The sequence below is a fragment of the Neptunomonas antarctica genome (genome assembly GCF_001305295.1).
GTDB lineage: Bacteria > Pseudomonadota > Gammaproteobacteria > Pseudomonadales > Balneatricaceae > Neptunomonas > Neptunomonas antarctica.
Genome location: NZ_LJSI01000026.1, coordinates 42343 through 59934 on the forward strand (window position 1 = coordinate 42343; position 17592 = coordinate 59934).

Genomic DNA, 17592 nt, shown 5'->3' on the forward strand with positions numbered 1-17592 from the left:
CTTGTAATAAGGCGTAATTCTTGATGATTAACCGCAAAAAAATTAAAAATTTGCATAAATTCACTACAATTTTCAATCGACACTTTCTTCTTTACGGTAGAACCTTATATTCTTTACGATAGAACCTTATAGTCTCAAAGATCACGTTGTCGGAAAGAGGTAGATACACATTATGAGTCATACTCAACCCGCCAGTATTGACGGCTTTGATCGTAAAATTCTGGCGATAATTCAACATTCAAATCGCACCACGTCCGACCAGATTGCAGAGCAAGTGGGCCTCTCTCCTGCCGCCGTACAGCGTCGGATAAAACGTATGCGGGAACAGCAAATTATTCAGGCAGATATTGCGGTAGTGAACCCTAAAGCAGTCGGCAGAGGAGTAACCCTACTGGTACAAGTAACACTGGAACGCGAACGCGCCGATTTGATCGATAATTTCAAAAAAGAGATGAAGAGTATCTCTGCTGTTCAACAGTGTTATTACGTAACCGGCAGTGCCGATTTTATTTTGGTGATCACTGCAACCGATATGGAAGACTACGAAGTTTTTACTCGCGAGGTATTTTTCGATAATCTTAACATTCGTAGCTTCTTAACTAATGTGGTTATGGACGCAGTCAAAGTGGGGCTTTCAGTACCCGTCATACTGGATGAAAGCTAAGCACTGATCGCTTCGAATATATGGCTGGCAAACCTCTGAATCTCTGAATTTATAAACCTCTAAATAAACAGATAAAAATAAAAAAGCCCCGTAATTACGAGGCTTTATTCGAAGTCTGATAATAATAAATTAACCAACTAACTGCTTATAAAGCTCTGGATCAGTCGCACCTTCAGTACCGAGCACCAGCACTTTACTCCACGCATTTAAGTGTAAAGCGCTGGCAAATTCTTCTTGCCGGGCAGCAATAACAGCAGCAGCCAAACCCGGCACAGCAGATTCACCGGCTTCGATGGCGGGGTCACCTTTATAGCCTTTAGCCAGCATTTGCATCGTTTCGGCAACCGCTTCTTCACTTAATGTCATGAAGTCATCAGCGCCATTCGATAAGATCTGCCACGCCAGTGCGGATACTTCACCGCAGGCCAGGCCGGCCATCAAGGTATTCAAATCTCCCTCAACGACAACGGGCTTACCCGCTTTGGCGCTTAGCTGTAAACAGTTAGCCTCAACCGGCTCAACCACCACAAAACGTGGTCGGCGTTCACCCCATAGATCCCAGAAATAACCCGCAACAGCCGAAGCCAGACCGCCCACGCCGCCTTGTATGAAAACGTGAGTGGGAATATCTCCTTCTAATTGCTCGACTATTTCTGCCAACATAACGGTGTAACCCAAAGCAACATCTTTAGGCACTTCCATATAACCTTCATAGCTGGTGTCTGAAACAATAATGCGTCCGTTCGCTTTGGCATCCGCATCTGCCTGACGCACTGACTCATCGTAATTACCCGTGATACGAATAACGTCAGCATCAAAGGCTTGCATTGCCTCTTTACGGCCTTCAGACACATCACGATGAATATAAATAACACAGCCACAGCCGAACATTTGTGCGCCCCAGGCAACAGAACGGCCATGGTTTCCATCGGTTGCGCAACTGACCACCATCTTAGAGACAGCATCTTTGTATTGTCCGTCTAATAAATCAGCAGTGCTTGGACGGTGGCCGAGTTGCGTTTCCAATACATTCTGCAACTGACAAGCCACTGCATACGCGCCCCCCAGTGCTTTGAAGCTTTTCAGTCCAAAACGTTGCGACTCGTCTTTGTACCAGATGGCACCCAGACCCGCATCTTCAGCCATCGCCGTTAAGGAGTGCAAGGGCGTTTCGGCATACCCAGGCCAGGTCTTAATATCTTCAATCGCATCAGCAGCCCTGGCAATGCTGATTACATCCCGCTGCGAGTCTGAGTATAGATTTTTACTATTGGCTGCTGGGTTTGCAAAGTGAGTCAGCGCCCCGTTCAGTATTAACATAATCATCAATGCCTTAAATTTATAGAGGAATTGCCTTATAGATACTCAATCAGACGAACGACATAACCCGATTTAGCAAAACTACTGAAGACAAATAACCATTTATATTATTTTAATTTCTGTCCATGTCAGACCAGAAGCTCCATAGCCTCTGCTATCGGAATTAGTGATTCCTATTGAGAGGTCATGATAGTAAAAATTGTATGCAATGGATCTGCGGGCATTCCTTCTAATCGACAATAACGATAAGGAATTTCATTGGAATATCCAAAATAATGACTTTTATCCTCATCTGGGCGCATTAAAGGCTAAACGAATAATATCGATGATATTTATTCACTATAAATCAGGTGATGCGCAAGCGTATATATGGAGAGTAAGAAGCAAAAAAAAGGGTAATCCGAAGATTACCCTGTAAATGACAAGAACCGTGTTTCTTTTGTGGCCTGCACCAACAAAAGAAGATGAAGCTAATCAGAGGTGAGATCTGAATTAACTTACGAGCCAAAACATATTAACGCAAATGATAATCACAATCAATAGCGTTAACAGAAAGTTGTTTTGTTCATTATTTATAAGCTCTACGTTATGAAGAGACATCGCCGGTACCTCGCTAATATCTCCTGATTTAACGCTCGCTCAGTGCTTTTCTTTTTCCTTTTGCTCACTGATATGATCCAGCCGCTGACGCTTCTGCTGTATATGGGTTTCTATTTTAGTTTTTTCATCAGCGCTTGCCGTGCTGAGCTGCTCGTTAAGTGCGTGCAGTTCATTTAGTAAATTATCCTCTGAGGCTTCCTGTTGCTCTGCCTTCTCTGCTTTATCGAAGAGCATATCTTCAGGCTTTGACGTCGTAATGATGTTCGATTTAGCAACAACTTCCGGAATTATTTTCACATGTTCATCTAAACGTCTTTGGTTAACGAATCTAGGTGAGACTATTTCAACCGCATCATTATGCAGCACATCCAATATAGCCCTGTGGAGCATTGAACGCGTTGATAGCATATTTTTAACATCGACTAACAGCCCGCTCACACGGTAGGTGACGGCATCGTTTCCTAGCTCTATCACTTGAACAAAAGGCTCTTTTAGTTCGATCGCTAAGGCGGCGTCAATTAGCAGCGCTTCTATACGGGAGTAGTGAATATCGTATCCCAGCGACAAAGTGCTGGAAATAATAGCCCCCGATTTACTAATCACAACCACTGGTCGGGATATTAAGTATAAATTTGGCAACATGATTAACTCACGGTGCTCACTTTGAATTTCGGTATCAAACAATCCCCTTTCAGATACACGTCCAAAATGCTCTTCTACCCGAATAAAATCACCGGTATTAAAAGGCCGGTTAATACGGAGCATGATCCCCGCCATAAAATTGGCGACAAAGGTTGTGGATGAAAACGCCAGAATACCGGAGAGTAATATACCGAGCAGTCCAATAACCTGATTTCGTGCGGCATCACTCACTGGCAGCATAAAGGTAATAATCACAAAACCAACAAGCGTCAGTCCTAATAATGTTAGCTGGCGAGGGAGTTTCTTCTCATTACCCAACTCCGGATGACGCCCCAGCAAAATCCAGTTCATCATCAGCAACAAGCCAACAATAACCACACTGATGGTTATCATCGGTGCTAAAGCAATAGCGTTATCTAATAGGCGATCCATATTTAGCCTCGGGTATTTATGGTTACGACGTATCTTATTCTCATGATTTCTAAAGGCATTACAACAGGCGTGCAGAACATCACATGTTAATCACAATAAATTAAGCGTTACCTGTTAAGTCTAAAAAAGTCAGCCTAAGAAAGTCAGCTCGGGAAAGTAAGCACAAAAAAGGTGCGTTTTTTAAAACCCTGCTTGATATGTAACATGTTTTTTCTACATCAATTAAAAAACAACACAAGAATAAAATAAAAACTCATTTTTAACAAAGACTTACATTAAAAGAACATTAATAAATAAAACTGGTATCAAATATGCATGTAACAAATTGAATCTTTTTGGTTAGACAAAGTACGTAGACGGCGTATTTATTTTTTTCTCGGTATTGAGAAACTTGGCAATGGCGCTATTTCAGGATCTCTCCTGCATAGCGCCTTTTTTTTGGAATAAATATGAACATAACAGAGACAATAAAAACTACCTGTCCTTACTGTGGCGTTGGCTGCGGTGTCGATGCCAAAATTCAGCAGGGTAATCTGATAGCAGTCAGTGGCTCAACAGAACACCCCGCGAATCAGGGTAGACTCTGTGTCAAAGGCTCGGCTTTACATGAAACAGTTAGTCACCAGGGCCGCATGTTATCTCCCTCAATTGCCGGCCAAACGGTCGACTGGAACACGGCTTACTCCCACATAGCAGAGAAACTAGCCGATATCATCGCTCAACATGGCCCCGATGCTGTGGCTATGTATGTATCCGGGCAGATTCTGACCGAAGATTATTACGTCGCTAATAAATTGATGAAAGGCTTTATTGGCACCTCTAATATTGATACCAACTCACGACTATGTATGTCTTCTGCAGTTGCTGCGCATAAACGCGCATTTGGCTCCGATACTGTACCGGGTTGCTATGAAGACCTTGAGTTAGCTGATCTGGTAATTATCACAGGATCTAATCTGGCCTGGGCGCACCCGATTGTTTATCAGCGTTTAGCAAAAGCCAAAGCTGAACGCCCTGATATGAAGATCGTCGTCATTGATCCACGTAAAACCGCCAGCTGTGATATTGCTGATCTACATTTACCCTTAAAACCTGGTAGCGATGGATTTTTGTTTAATGGGCTGGCTCACTACCTTATTGCTCATCAAAAGCTTGATCGTCAGTTCATCGAACAGCATTGTGAGGGATTTGATGCATTATCTGAAAGTGTGCAACAACAGACGCTGGCACAAACAGCGATCGATTGTGATGTACCTGAAGCGGCACTTAACACCCTATATCAATGGTTTGCCGAATATGAGCACAGCGTCACCCTTTTCTCACAAGGGATCAATCAATCCTCCAGCGGTGTCGATAAAGGCAACGCGATTATCAATTGCCACCTGATCACCGGGAAAATTGGCAAACCTGGCGCAACACCTTTTTCTATTACAGGCCAACCCAATGCCATGGGTGGGCGTGAAGTCGGCGGCTTAGCCAATCAGCTTGCCGCACATCTGGAGCTTAAAAACCCAGAGAGCCTCGATAAAGTACGCCGCTTCTGGGATGCGCCTAATATGGTGCACAAGGAAGGCCTTAAAGCCGTCGACATGTTTAATGCAGTCGACAGCGGGCAAATAAAAGCCATCTGGATTATTGCGACGAACCCTGTTGTTTCCATGCCTGACGCTGACAAAATCAAGCAGGCACTGACTAAATGCGACTTAGTGATTGTCTCCGATTCCAGTGACTCAACCGATACCCTGCCGTTTGCTGATGTGTGCTTACCCGCAACCACCTGGGGAGAAAAAGACGGTACGGTCACCAATTCAGACAGAACTATCTCTCGCCAACGTGGCTTCATTGCACCACCGGGAGAGGCTCAGAATGACTGGAAAATCATCTGCGAAGTCGCTAAACGTATGGGCTTTGAGGAGGCATTTGATTTCACCGGCAGTGCTGATATTTTCCGCGAACATGCCGCTTTGTCCGGATTCGAAAATCCAGAGGCTAACGGTAAGAGCGAACGTGATTTTGACATTTCCGGCCTGACCTCTCTCACCGATCTTGAATATCAGACCCTTGAACCGATTCAGTGGCCTGTCAATCAAACCTATCCACAGGGCAGAAAACGCTTCTTTGACGATGGGCACTTTTATACACCCACGAACAAAGCGAACCTGATTTCTATCACACCACGCTTGCCTACTTATGCGGCAGACTGCGACCAGTTAATTCTTAACACCGGACGCATCAGAGATCAGTGGCATACCATGACCCGTACCGGTAAAGCCCACCGATTATTGGAGCATATTGCGACGCCTTACGTCGAAATACATCCGCATACCGCTGAAAAATTCGATATAAAAAACAATTCACTGGTCTCTCTGAAAGACCGAAACATTGAATATATTGCGCGAACCAAGGTCACCGATACACAACGGAAAGACTCACTGTTTGTGCCGATGCACTGGAGCGATGCGTTTGCCAGCCACGCACGCGCTAACAGCCTGGTACGTCCGATTCAGGATGCGCTTTCCGGGCAACCTGAGTTTAAGCATAGCCCGGTCACCATTTCGCCGTTATCACCACACTGGCAGGGTATTTTACTGACAGCTTCTGATTTCACACCGGATAAAACCATGGAATGGTTTAAAACGCCGCTGGCTAATGGCACGCTGTGGGAACTCATTGATCTGAATAATACGCCCGACACTGACTGGCTATCTGCGGCATTCCCGAAGGTTAGCGAATGGGTACAACTAACAGACTCAAACCAGCGCTACCTGAGTGCTGCCGGCTTTATCGACAATCAACTGCACATAGTCCTTCTCAGTGGACCTGAACTACCTGAATATGACAAATCCTGGCTAGGCAGCCAAGTGGGAGAACGGTTCCCTGCAGACCAGGATCGTTTACGCTTACTCTCGGGGTTCCCTGCCGACCCGTCAATGCAAACAGGAAAAACCATTTGTTCTTGCTATCAGGTAGGCGAACAAACCATTATCAATGCACTAAAAAATGGCGACGCCTGCAGTGTTGAAAGCTTAGGCTCGACGCTGAAATGTGGCAGCAATTGTGGCTCTTGCATCCCCGAGTTACGCACGCTGGTAAATGATCACAGTTGTGACTCTGTTTCAGTTGAAACTGATAATGCCGCCTAATCAGGCGGCATTATCAACAATTAATACCTATCTACCTTGATAGACTCTGTTCTGCTTTGAGACCCATCGACCCAAAGAGAGATAAGGGTGCGCATTCGTGTAGGGTTAGGAGGTAGCCCCTCCACTAAAAACCGAATATACATACGCGTCTTAGCCTGGGGAACATGCGATTAAGTTAACAACTAGCTGACAAAAATCTATAAATTTCCCGAACGACAACTATCAGTGATATCTTCGCCTCTTTCTTCTGTTTTTTAACTGCTTTTCCGCACCTGTCGGCGTGTTGTATTAGCCGCTGGCTGGGTCATTATTATGCGGGTCAGCAGTGTGAAAAAATAACGCTTACTGTGCTCTTTACCGGAGGCGTGAGCTGACTCCGGTAAAAGGATCAACGGCGGCTTAAGTTTTAATCATCTAAAATTTAAGCCGCCAATTTTATTGACACTAAAATTTTTAAACGTTATTAAATTAGCTATCTTCCAATCGCAATCACATCACTTCGTCATTGTTTTTATTTAACTGGCTTCAAGCATATGTTGGTATGCATACGTTAGATAAACGCATTTATAAGTGTGTAAATGGACGTTAGCAATGAAGGTCCAAAACGCAACATCGTATATTTTGTTATCCGACAAGCTAAATAGCCTGATTCATAGCCTGCAGCAAGCGGGGTATCAGGTTATTGGTCCCGTCATTGTTGATCAAACCATCATTTACGACCACATCAACTCAGCAGACGATCTCCCTCAAGGCTGGACAGACGAGCAGGATAAAGGCCGTTACCGGCTCAAACGCCGACAAGATTCTGCTTATTTCGGCTTTAACGTGGGCCCTAATTCATGGAAAAAATACCTGCAACTGCCTCGCCGGCAAGTCTGGAACGCGCAAAAAACAGCCGATGGCATACATATTGAGCCAGTCAATAGCGCCATCACCCCACTGGCCTTTCTGGGTATACGTAGCTGTGAGCTGCATGCAATAGCCATACAGGATCGCGTCTTTCTGTCTGGCGAATATCACAATGAAGATTACAAACAGCGCCGTCAGTCGATTTTCACGGTAGCGGTAAACTGCACTCAGGCAGCGGCTACCTGTTTTTGCACATCCATGAATACCGGGCCAGCCGTATCCTTACCGTGCGATTTGGAAATAACTGAAATCATTAATGATAACGAGCATTATTTTTTATTACGGTGCGGATCAGAAAAAGGCGAGCTAATCCTGCAGCAGTTGCCCGTTACGCCTGCCACCTCAGAGCACCACCAGCAGCAAAAAGCAGCCATAAGCCAGGCAGAAGAGCAGATGTCAGCTGGCCCACGCATGTTTGACAGCAGCGACCTGCAGGCACTGTTATACCGTAATTATGAAAGCCCTCTTTGGAGTGATATTGCAGAGCGCTGCCTGTCCTGCGCCAATTGCACTCTGGTTTGCCCCACATGCTTTTGCTCATCCGTTGAAGACACCACGGATCTTAGCGGTGACCACGCTGAGCGATGGGAGCAGTGGGATTCCTGCTTTACCGCTGACTTCAGTTATATACACGGTGGCTCAGTTCGCCCCGACACCCGTTCACGCTACCGCCAGTGGATGACTCACAAGCTGGCAACCTGGCATGAGCAGTTCAATACCTCAGGCTGTGTAGGGTGTGGTCGCTGTGTTGCGTGGTGCCCGGTGGGTATTGATATTACCGAAGAGGTTATTCGCTTCCAAAAGGCTGACTCCTCATGAAAACAATCGAAGCTCTGTTACACGATCACCCCTTCTTTGCGGGAATGAACGACGAATATATCCGGTTAATTGCCGGGTGTGCTGTGAATCATGTCTTTAATCCGCAGGAATACATTGCCAGAGAAAATGACCCCGCTGATTATTTCTACCTGATTCGAAACGGCCGCGTTTCAATCGAGATATCCCAGCCTAATTACGGCGCCGTCATCCTGCAAACACTACAGGATGGCGATATCTGTGGCTGGTCCTGGTTGTTTCCACCTCACCGCTGGACGTTTGATGCAAAGACGCAAACACAAGTGCAGACCCTCAAATTAGACGGACGTTGCCTGCGCACAAAGTGTGCTAATGATACGAATCTCGGCTTTGACCTGATGCAGCGTTTTGCCCGTATTATGACCGAGCGCTTACAAGCGACACGATTACAACTATTGGATGTTTACGGCTACTCTCAAAATAAAAAAAATCATGAAACTCAAAACAAAAAGGATCAGAATCCATGATCCCGGATATTTTTTATGTGCAACGCCGCATTGAGGAATATCCCGGTACGTTCACACTGCATATCAAAAAAAAGGAGGCTCACCCGCGCCTCTCTTTTCAGCCGGGTCAGTTCAATATGCTGTATGCCTTTGGTGCCGGTGAAGTCCCTATTTCAATGAGTGGATCGGTATACAACACCTCTGTCTATATACATACCATCAGAACACTGGGGCAGGTAACACAAGCATTAGAACAGTTGCGCGAAGGGGATCAACTCGGTGTACGCGGCCCCTTTGGAAAAGGCTGGCCTGTCGGGAAAACCGCAGGTAAAACAGTGCTCCTGATAGCCGGTGGCTTAGGGCTGGCTCCATTGCGTCCACTGGTTTACAGCTTGCTCGATAAAAATAGCGCGGCAACGGATGTTCGTCTTTTTTACGGCGCCAAAAGCCAGCCTGAAATGCTGTATAGCGTCGAACTCAAACACTGGGAGCAACAGCTCACGCTACAAACCAGTGTTGATATGGCAACACCCGGCTGGCAAAGCAATGTAGGTGCAGTAACCCACCTGCTAACCGCTACAAAGATTGACCCTGAGAACAGCATTGCCTTTATCTGTGGCCCCGAGATCATGATGCGTTTTGCCATTCAGGAACTGATCAAAAAAAACCTGCCGCGCGCATCCATTTACCTCTCCATGGAACGCAACATGAAATGCGCCATAGGCCATTGTGGCCACTGCCAATGGGGGCCTGCATTTATCTGTAAGGATGGTCCGGTGTTTTGTTATCAGGAGATTTATCCCTGGTTCCATAGGCAGGAGGTATGACAAACCAATGAAAACGATGCCTAAACTAGCGGTATGGAAATTCACCTCCTGCGACGGTTGCCAGCTAAGTTTGCTCGACTGTGAAGATGAGCTGTTATTGCTCGCCGGGCAGATCGACATTGCCTACTTTATGGAAGCATCGAGCCGTCAGGTCGACGGGCCTTATGATCTTTCTATTGTCGAAGGCTCTATTACAACGGCCGATGAAGCAGAACGGATTCAGAAGATCCGCCAGCAATCGCACACATTAATCACCATCGGTGCCTGTGCTTCATCCGGGGGTATTCAGGCATTACGTAACTTTGCTGACGTAACTGAATTTACATCGCTGGTTTATGCCCATCCCGAATATATTGCCACATTAAAAACCTCCAGTGCCATCAGCGACCATATACGTGTCGATTTCGTATTACAGGGTTGTCCGATCAATAAGGCACAATTGTTAGAAGTAATCAGCGCTTATCTGAACCAGCGCAAGCCACAAATTCCGGCGCATTCGGTGTGTATGGAATGTAAGCTCAAAGGAAACATCTGTGTCATGGTTGCCCACGGAACCCCCTGTATGGGGCCCGTCACTCACGCTGGCTGCGGTGCCATCTGCCCGAGCTACAATCGCGGTTGCTATGGCTGTTATGGCCCGAAAGAAAACCCCAATACCGCATCGTTAAGCCACTGGTGGCAAACGGAACTAGGCAGCGACAACGCCACTCTGCTGGAAAACTTCCGCAATATGAATGCAGCGGCACCGGCTTTTGCCACTCAAAGCCTGACGTTTATCGAGAAAAACCATGAAGAAAAGTAAAGTCATCAAGGTCGATTATCTGGCCCGTGTCGAGGGCGAAGGAGCGCTGTATATCCGTTATGACGAAGCGGGCGTTGATGACGTACAGCTGAAAATTTTCGAACCACCGCGATTTTTCGAAGCCTTTTTACGAGGGCGCGATTATCTGGAAGCACCGGATATCACGGCGCGCATCTGTGGTATCTGCCCGGTCGCCTATCAAATGAGCGCCGTACATGCGATGGAAAACGCATTGGATATTACTCCTGCCAATGAAATACGAGAACTACGCAGATTACTCTATTGCGGAGAATGGATCGAAAGCCATGTACTGCATATCTATATGCTGCACGCACCGGACTTTCTTGGCTACGAGAGTGCCGTTGCGATGGCTAAGGATTACCCGCAGATTGTGCAACGCGGACTACACATTAAGAAAATCGGCAATGCGATTGTTAATTTAATCGGAGGCCGGGAAATCCATCCAATCAACGTTCGCGTTGGCGGTTTTTACCGTATGCCAACCGTCTCTGAGTTACAGCCGTTACGTGAGGAACTACTCAAAGGCCGGGATATGGCCATCGAATCAGCTCGCTGGGTTGCCTCTCTGCCGTTTCCCGAATTCAAGCGTGATGCACCTTTCGCTTATGAATTTGTTGCCCTGTCACATCCCGACGAATACCCGATGAATGAAGGCCGCATCATCTCTTCTACGGGGTTAGATATTAACGCTCAGCAATATGAAGAGTATTTTGCAGAAGAACATGTAAAGCACAGCAATGCTTTACACAGTGTTATTAAAGGGCGCGAAAAAGGTAAGGATGCTTATCTGGTAGGCCCGATGGCGCGTTATAACCTTAACTATGACCGGCTTTCGCCGCTGACCAAAAGCATCGCTAAAGAGATTGGCTTCCCGCCATTTTGTGATAATCCCTTCCAGAGTATTATCGTGCGTAGCCTTGAAGTGCTCTACGCCTTTGATGAAGCTTTGCGGATTATTGATAGTTATCAGCGCCCCCATACGCCTTATATAAAAACACAAGCTAAAGCCGCAACCGGATACGCGGTTACCGAAGCACCTCGTGGGTTGCTTTATCATCACTACAGTATCGATGCACAGGGGAAAATCACAGAGGCTAAAATCGTTGCCCCGACTTCTCAGAACCAGAAAACAATAGAGAACGACCTGCGTTATCTGGTCCCTCACTATATGCACCTTGAGGAAGAAAAACTCCGCGCTCTATGTGAGCAGGCCATCCGCAATTACGACCCTTGCATCTCCTGTGCGACCCACTTTCTCAAGATACATAGGGAAAAAAACGAATGAAACCATTGATTATCAGCATAGGAAACCGCTACCGCTGTGATGATGGTGTCGGCCCCTATACGTTTGACCTGTTAAAGCCGATCCTTGCTCAATCCAGTGATTTTATCGAAAGCACAGGGGATACATCCGCCTTACTTGATATCTGGCAAGACAGAGACAAAGTGATTTTAATCGACGCCTGCTGCTCGGCGAGTACAGCTGATGCCGCTGATTTATCTACAATACAGACAGGCCAGATTTTCAGGCTGGATGGTCTGAATGAAAACCTGCCCGCCGACAATCCAGTGTCATCCAACCATGCGATCAGTATTGCCAATGCCATTGAACTCGCCAGATTACTCCATCAACTGCCCAAGTCACTGACTATCTACAGCATTGCAGGCAACAATTTTTCGCAAGGTGATGTTATCAGCCCGCGCCTTGTCATCGCTGCGCAAAAATTGGCTGCCCTCATTTGTAACGAACTCAACTCAGGAGATAGAGCATGCACGAACACTCCCTGATGAAAGATTTACTGGGTAAAATTCATCAACTCAGCCGTATTGAAAAGAAACCACTGATGGCAGTCAACATTCAACTGGGAGAGTTAGCACACATTTCCAGCAGCCATCTGCGTGAACATTTTGAGCACGAAGTATCGGGAACCGCTTTACAGGGAGTCATGCTGAATATTGAAGAACTGGTCGGTATTGATCACCCCCAGGCTCAGGATATTGTGCTGCAAAGTCTGGAATTTGAAGACAATGGCGATTGAACGCTTTTGTATCAATATCGAAGGCATCGTTCAGGGGGTTGGATTTCGCCCTTTTGTCTATCGGCTTGCTCAGGAAAATTCACTGCATGGCTGGGTGGCTAATCATCCTCAAGGGGTCACGATTGAAGCTCAGGGTGAGGCTTTGTTAATCCGTGACTTTCTGCAAGCGTTAAGAACAAACAAGCCACAGCGGGCTGAAATTCACACACTCAATAGCCGTGCAACTGCGTTATCAGACGACTCATGCTTTGTTATCCGAGAGAGCATTCAAAGCGAAGCTGCATCTGACAATAAATCATTAAAAAAGGCATCACCTGAAAAAGACGAATCGAGTGCGCCCCTGATAAGTGTTCCGCCAGATACCGCTCCCTGCCAGGTGTGTATCGATGAGATGTTCGATCCTGCGAATCGGCGTTATCACTATCCTTTTAGCAACTGCACTAATTGCGGACCGCGTTTCAGTATTATTGAAAGCCTGCCTTACGATAGAAAAAACACCACAATGCAGCCGTTTGCGCTCTGCAATAGCTGCCAACAAGAGTATACAAACCCTCTCGACAGGCGTTTTCATGCAGAACCGACAGCGTGCCCGGACTGTGGTCCGCAGCTGCAACTCACTGATGTAAAAGGAGATATGATAGCCAACAATACAGATGCTCTGCAACAAACGGCTAACGCTATTCTCAACGGGCAGATAGTCGCGGTTAAAGCTGTGGGTGGTTTTCAGTTACTCGTCGATGCCACTAACCCGCACGCCGTTGAAAGACTGCGCCAAAGAAAAAACCGGCCGGAAAAACCCTTTGCTTTGATCTGTGCCGATATAAAAAGCGTGCAACAGCATTGCATCGTCTCTGAAATAGAGAAAGTGCTACTGCTTTCTCCACAGCGTCCTATTGTGCTGCTGGCTAAAAATGAGGCAAACCAAAACGAGATAGCGATCTCTGTCGCGCCGGGCAATAACGATCTTGGCATTATGCTGCCGGCATCGCCTTTGCACTACTTACTGATGGCGCTTTTACAGCGTCCTATTGTCGCCACCAGCGGTAATATCGTCGGCGAACCCATCTGCATCAGTAATACACAAGCATTGGCGAGGCTAGCAACGGTTGCCGATCTGTTTTTAATGCACAACCGCGCTATTGCCCGCCCACTGGATGACTCCGTTGTCAGGGTAATGAACGGCGTGCCTGTCATGCTGCGCCGTAGTCGCGGTTATGTTCCACTGCCCTTGTCATTGTCGCTTCCGGAATCGCTGGAATCAGTATCATTATCGCCCTTGCCTGATTTACTCGCCGTGGGTGGACAGATGAAGAGTTGCGTGGCGATCTCACATCATAATCACGTTTACCTCAGTCAGCATCTGGGCGATCTGGACAACCGCCACACGCAACAAGCTTTTGAGGACGCCATCAGCGATTTAAGCCACATCTGCGGGATTAAGCCACAGACTATTATTCACGACCTGCACCCCAACTATGTATCCACGCGCTGGGCGCAATCCAGTGGGAAAAAATGCCTTGCGGTACCGCATCATATCGCGCACTTTTTCTCCTGTATGGCTGAGCACCATCATCTTGGCCGCGCAGTAGGCGTCAGCTGGGACGGCTCAGGTTTCGCACACGATGGTATTCTTCGCGGAGGAGAGTTTTTCTGCTGGGACGGTCATGCCGACATCAAACATGTCGCTTCGTTACGCACCTTTCCTTTACCGGGAGGTGAACAGGCGATCCGCGAACCGCGTCGCCAGGCGGCCGGATTGTTATATGCACTGCTGGGAGATGATTTTTTCACTGAGTCCCCGGTGCTTCGCCAACAATTCAGTACCTCTGAACGATACAACCTGCAGAGAATGCTTTCACGACAACTGAACTCGCCTGTCTGCTCCAGTGTTGGCCGGCTGTTTGATGCGGTTGCCGCACTATCAGGCATCACAACTCATAACCATTTTGAGGGTCAGGCAGCCATGGCACTGGAAGCCTGTGCATACGACTCTAAAGCCAGCTGGCACTTCCCTTTTGAAATCATCAATAAGCAGGATAGCCTGCATCCCACACAAATTATCGATTGGGGCCCTATGATCAGAGCATTACTGGACTGTCAGAAAACCAAAATGCCCCGCGAAGATATAGCAGCGGCCTTTCACAACACACTGGCACAGATAATTTTAACGATTACGCAGCCGTTTGACGGCTACCCGGTGTTTCTCTCAGGCGGCGTATTCCAAAACAAACGCTTAACAGAAACCGTTACTCTGTTGTTACGCCAGCAGGGGCAGCAGGTTTATCATCATGAAGCCGTACCCGCCAATGATGGCGGCCTTGCTTTAGGTCAGATTTATTACGCACGTTGCCTGGAGAACCCATCATGTGCTTAGCCATTCCGGGAAAAATAGAAGATATTCTTAACGCTCTGCCTATGGAACGAACCGGTACAGTTAGTTTTGGCGGCATCCGCAAGGAGATTAATCTGGCTTTTGTTCCGGAAGCGGACCCGGGTGACTACGTCATTGTGCATGCAGGCTTCGCCATCAGTAAAATCAATGCGACGGAAGCGCGTAGAATCTTCGACCTATTGGCTTGCGATGAAACCGATGCGCCCTGCTGAGGCTCTCGGTTGAGGATAAGTTTTTATGAAATATATGCACGAATACCGGCAGGCCGTCACCATTAGGCAACTCGCTGACAAAATTGCTGCTGTTACCCGCCAACACTGGACCATCATGGAGGTCTGCGGCGGCCAAACCCATGCCATTGTTAAGTACGGCCTGCAGCAATTTTTACCCGCACAAATTGAACTGGTTCACGGCCCCGGCTGTCCTGTGTGTGTCACCTCAATAGATATCATCGACAAAGCTATCGACATTGCCGCACGTCCCAACGTTATATTTTGCTCATTCGGCGACATGCTTCGGGTTCCGGGTAGTGAAAAAGATTTACAGTCGGTTAAGGCACTCGGTGGCGATATCCGCATTGTCTACTCTCCCATGGATGCTCTGACACTCGCCCAACACCATCCTGATAAAGAGGTCGTATTTCTCGCTATCGGCTTTGAAACGACAGCACCCGCCAATGCAATGGCCGCTTATCAGGCACGTAAAAAAGGGATCAATAATTTCTCGCTGCTGACTTCTCAGTTTTTAGTGCCGCCTGCCATCGAGGCCATGTGCCAGTCACCGCAATCAAGGATCCAGGGGTTTCTCGCTGCCGGTCATGTTTGTGCCATCACGGGATATGAAAGCTACCCTAAGCTAGCAGAAAAGTATGGCGTTCCTATCGTCGTCACCGGGTTCGAACCGTTGGATATTCTGCAAGGTATCTTCCTCTGTATACAACAGCTGGAACAAGGTCGATCAGAAGTAGAAAATCAGTACAGCCGTGTTGTCAGACAACAGGGAAACTTGCCAGCGCAACAGATGATAAACGAGGTATTTGAGTGTCAGTCCCAAAGTTGGCGAGGTATCGGGCACATAGAACAGAGCGGGCTAAAGCTCAGTGAAGCATTCAGGCCTTTTGATGCTGAACAAAAATTTGGTTTACGCGATAAGGTCTCATCAGCCAACAATAAATATGATACGGCTGGCTGCATCAGCGGCGACATCATGCAGGGATTAAAAAAGCCCTGTGACTGTATTCATTTCGGTAAACAATGCCGTCCGGAATCTCCGATCGGCGCTCCCATGGTTTCATCAGAAGGTGCTTGCGCCGCCTATTATCGTTATGCCACTTTTAATGAGAGTGACACTTTTAATAAGAACGCTGCTTTTAATAAGAGCGACACTTTTAATAAGAGCACCACTTCAGAGAAAACCACCACAAGGCGTGATCAATGACAAAAGAACAGATTGATATTAATCCGACATGCCCGCTACCTTTCTCTGATAATGAACGCATTTTACTAGGTCATGGCAGCGGCGGCCAACTCAGCCATCAGCTGCTAACCGAGCTGATTTATCCCTATTTTGATAATCCTATGCTGGCGACAGGCCACGACAGCGCCTTACTCAGCATAGGCGAACAACGGCTGGCATTCACAACCGATTCGTTCGTCGTCAGCCCGTTGTTTTTCCCCGGCGGCGATATCGGAAAACTGGCGGTATACGGAACCGTAAATGATCTGGCGATGAGCGGTGCAAAGGCTCTGTACCTCAGCTGCAGTCTGATTCTTGAAGAAGGCTTCCCCATGAACACCCTCTCAAAAGTGTTGGCATCCATGAGCCAGGCCGCCAAAGAAACCGGCATACAACTGGTAACAGGCGACACCAAAGTTGTTGAAAAAGGCAAAGGAGATGGCGTTTATATCAACACAGCCGGTATCGGCGTTGTACCGCACGATGTATACATCGCTCCACAACATATCCAACAGGGTGATGTGATTATCCTCTCCGGTGACATCGGCCGACATGGCATGGCCGTTATGGCGATGCGTGAAGGGCTCGAATTTGATAACCCGTTAAACAGCGACTGCGCCGCCCTCTCTGATCCCATTCACACCTTGCTGAACGAAGGCATTGCCATTCATTGCCTGCGTGATCTGACCCGTGGAGGATTAGCAACAGCACTGGTCGAACTGGCAGAAACAGCAGAAAAAACTTTCATCGTAGAAGAAACGGCTATTCCCGTCAGTGAGGCAGTCACCGGTGCCTGTGAAATGCTGGGACTCGACCCCTGCTACGTAGCCAACGAAGGACGTTTTATTGCGTTTATACCCGCCGCTCAAGCAGAAACTGCACTAACACTACTACGTGATCACAGCGTAAGCGCAACCAGTTGCATTATAGGCAGAGTAGACGAGGATAATAAATCTCAGGTGATCTACAAAACGACCACGGGTAGTGAGCGCTTAATGCAACGGCTACCCGGTGAGCAACTACCCAGAATTTGCTAGGAGCTTTT

The 17592-nt window shown here is 47.4% G+C and carries 15 protein-coding genes; 13 read left to right on the forward strand and 2 right to left on the reverse strand.

What is annotated here, in order from left to right:
- The first annotated feature begins 172 nt into the window (after positions 1–172).
- Positions 173–664 carry an Lrp/AsnC family transcriptional regulator gene (locus Nant_RS05035; RefSeq protein ID WP_054340552.1) on the forward strand — a complete coding sequence of 164 codons (492 nt, stop codon included), beginning with the start codon at positions 173–175 and terminating at the stop codon, positions 662–664.
- 129 nt (positions 665–793) lie between these two features.
- On the opposite strand, the gene Nant_RS05040 is transcribed toward Nant_RS05035, so the two are convergent.
- The gene (locus Nant_RS05040; RefSeq protein WP_054340683.1) at positions 794–1984 is read right to left on the reverse strand and encodes a diaminopropionate ammonia-lyase; all 1191 of its coding nucleotides are present in this window, start codon (positions 1982–1984) and stop codon (positions 794–796) included.
- A 639-nt stretch (positions 1985–2623) separates the two neighbouring features.
- Positions 2624–3658 carry a mechanosensitive ion channel family protein gene (locus tag Nant_RS05050; RefSeq protein WP_076495985.1) on the reverse strand — a complete coding sequence of 345 codons (1035 nt, stop codon included), beginning with the start codon at positions 3656–3658 and terminating at the stop codon, positions 2624–2626.
- A gap of 449 nt (positions 3659–4107) precedes the next feature.
- Here Nant_RS05050 and Nant_RS05055 point away from each other — a divergent pair, with 449 nt between their 5' ends.
- The 12 genes from Nant_RS05055 (at position 4108) to hypE (ending at position 17584) form a co-directional block, all read left to right on the forward strand.
- Positions 4108–6801, forward strand: a complete 2694-nt coding sequence (locus Nant_RS05055; RefSeq protein WP_054340554.1) for a nitrate reductase — start codon at positions 4108–4110, stop codon at positions 6799–6801.
- A gap of 591 nt (positions 6802–7392) precedes the next feature.
- Positions 7393–8529 carry a 4Fe-4S dicluster domain-containing protein gene (locus Nant_RS05060; protein WP_054340555.1) on the forward strand — a complete coding sequence of 379 codons (1137 nt, stop codon included), beginning with the start codon at positions 7393–7395 and terminating at the stop codon, positions 8527–8529.
- Positions 8526–9032, forward strand: a complete 507-nt coding sequence (locus Nant_RS05065) for a cyclic nucleotide-binding domain-containing protein (protein ID WP_054340556.1) — start codon at positions 8526–8528, stop codon at positions 9030–9032. The genes Nant_RS05060 and Nant_RS05065 overlap by 4 nt, the downstream gene beginning before the upstream one ends.
- Entirely contained in the window at positions 9029–9838 is an 810-nt protein-coding gene (locus Nant_RS05070; protein WP_076495986.1) for an FAD/NAD(P)-binding protein, read from the forward strand. The genes Nant_RS05065 and Nant_RS05070 overlap by 4 nt, the downstream gene beginning before the upstream one ends.
- 7 nt (positions 9839–9845) lie before the next feature.
- Positions 9846–10640 carry an NADH-quinone oxidoreductase subunit B family protein gene (locus Nant_RS05075; RefSeq protein ID WP_054340557.1) on the forward strand — a complete coding sequence of 265 codons (795 nt, stop codon included), beginning with the start codon at positions 9846–9848 and terminating at the stop codon, positions 10638–10640.
- Positions 10627–11946 carry a Ni/Fe hydrogenase subunit alpha gene (locus Nant_RS05080; protein WP_054340558.1) on the forward strand — a complete coding sequence of 440 codons (1320 nt, stop codon included), beginning with the start codon at positions 10627–10629 and terminating at the stop codon, positions 11944–11946. The genes Nant_RS05075 and Nant_RS05080 overlap by 14 nt, the downstream gene beginning before the upstream one ends.
- Positions 11943–12449, forward strand: a complete 507-nt coding sequence (locus Nant_RS05085; RefSeq protein ID WP_054340559.1) for a hydrogenase maturation protease — start codon at positions 11943–11945, stop codon at positions 12447–12449. The genes Nant_RS05080 and Nant_RS05085 overlap by 4 nt, the downstream gene beginning before the upstream one ends.
- Positions 12431–12700, forward strand: a complete 270-nt coding sequence (locus Nant_RS05090; protein WP_054340560.1) for a hydrogenase/urease maturation nickel metallochaperone HypA — start codon at positions 12431–12433, stop codon at positions 12698–12700. Before Nant_RS05085 ends, Nant_RS05090 begins: the two co-directional genes overlap by 19 nt.
- Positions 12690–15074 (forward strand): carbamoyltransferase HypF, encoded by a 2385-nt coding sequence (gene hypF, locus Nant_RS05095; RefSeq protein ID WP_054340561.1) that lies wholly within the window; start codon positions 12690–12692, stop codon positions 15072–15074. Before Nant_RS05090 ends, hypF begins: the two co-directional genes overlap by 11 nt.
- Entirely contained in the window at positions 15065–15304 is a 240-nt protein-coding gene (locus tag Nant_RS05100; RefSeq protein WP_054340562.1) for a HypC/HybG/HupF family hydrogenase formation chaperone, read from the forward strand. Before hypF ends, Nant_RS05100 begins: the two co-directional genes overlap by 10 nt.
- Positions 15305–15329: 25 nt before the next feature.
- On the forward strand, positions 15330–16529 hold the full coding sequence (gene hypD / locus Nant_RS05105) for a hydrogenase formation protein HypD (RefSeq protein ID WP_076495987.1): 1200 nt from the start codon (positions 15330–15332) through the stop codon (positions 16527–16529).
- A complete protein-coding gene (hypE, locus tag Nant_RS05110; protein ID WP_054340563.1) occupies positions 16526–17584 on the forward strand; it encodes a hydrogenase expression/formation protein HypE in 1059 nt (352 codons plus the stop codon). The genes hypD and hypE overlap by 4 nt, the downstream gene beginning before the upstream one ends.
- Positions 17585–17592 lie beyond the last annotated feature (8 nt).

Coding starts and splice junctions, on each gene's coding strand:
- Nant_RS05085 (WP_054340559.1), top strand. CDS start 11,943: ATGAAACCATTGATTATCAGCATAGGAAACCGCTACCGCTGTGATGAT.
- Nant_RS05035 (WP_054340552.1), top strand. CDS start 173: ATGAGTCATACTCAACCCGCCAGTATTGACGGCTTTGATCGTAAAATT.
- hypE (WP_054340563.1), top strand. CDS start 16,526: ATGACAAAAGAACAGATTGATATTAATCCGACATGCCCGCTACCTTTC.
- Nant_RS05050 (WP_076495985.1), bottom strand. CDS start 3,658: ATGGATCGCCTATTAGATAACGCTATTGCTTTAGCACCGATGATAACC.
- Nant_RS05080 (WP_054340558.1), top strand. CDS start 10,627: ATGAAGAAAAGTAAAGTCATCAAGGTCGATTATCTGGCCCGTGTCGAG.
- Nant_RS05075 (WP_054340557.1), top strand. CDS start 9,846: ATGAAAACGATGCCTAAACTAGCGGTATGGAAATTCACCTCCTGCGAC.
- Nant_RS05070 (WP_076495986.1), top strand. CDS start 9,029: ATGATCCCGGATATTTTTTATGTGCAACGCCGCATTGAGGAATATCCC.
- Nant_RS05055 (WP_054340554.1), top strand. CDS start 4,108: ATGAACATAACAGAGACAATAAAAACTACCTGTCCTTACTGTGGCGTT.
- hypF (WP_054340561.1), top strand. CDS start 12,690: ATGGCGATTGAACGCTTTTGTATCAATATCGAAGGCATCGTTCAGGGG.
- hypD (WP_076495987.1), top strand. CDS start 15,330: ATGAAATATATGCACGAATACCGGCAGGCCGTCACCATTAGGCAACTC.
- Nant_RS05060 (WP_054340555.1), top strand. CDS start 7,393: ATGAAGGTCCAAAACGCAACATCGTATATTTTGTTATCCGACAAGCTA.
- Nant_RS05090 (WP_054340560.1), top strand. CDS start 12,431: ATGCACGAACACTCCCTGATGAAAGATTTACTGGGTAAAATTCATCAA.
- Nant_RS05040 (WP_054340683.1), bottom strand. CDS start 1,984: ATGTTAATACTGAACGGGGCGCTGACTCACTTTGCAAACCCAGCAGCC.
- Nant_RS05065 (WP_054340556.1), top strand. CDS start 8,526: ATGAAAACAATCGAAGCTCTGTTACACGATCACCCCTTCTTTGCGGGA.
- Nant_RS05100 (WP_054340562.1), top strand. CDS start 15,065: ATGTGCTTAGCCATTCCGGGAAAAATAGAAGATATTCTTAACGCTCTG.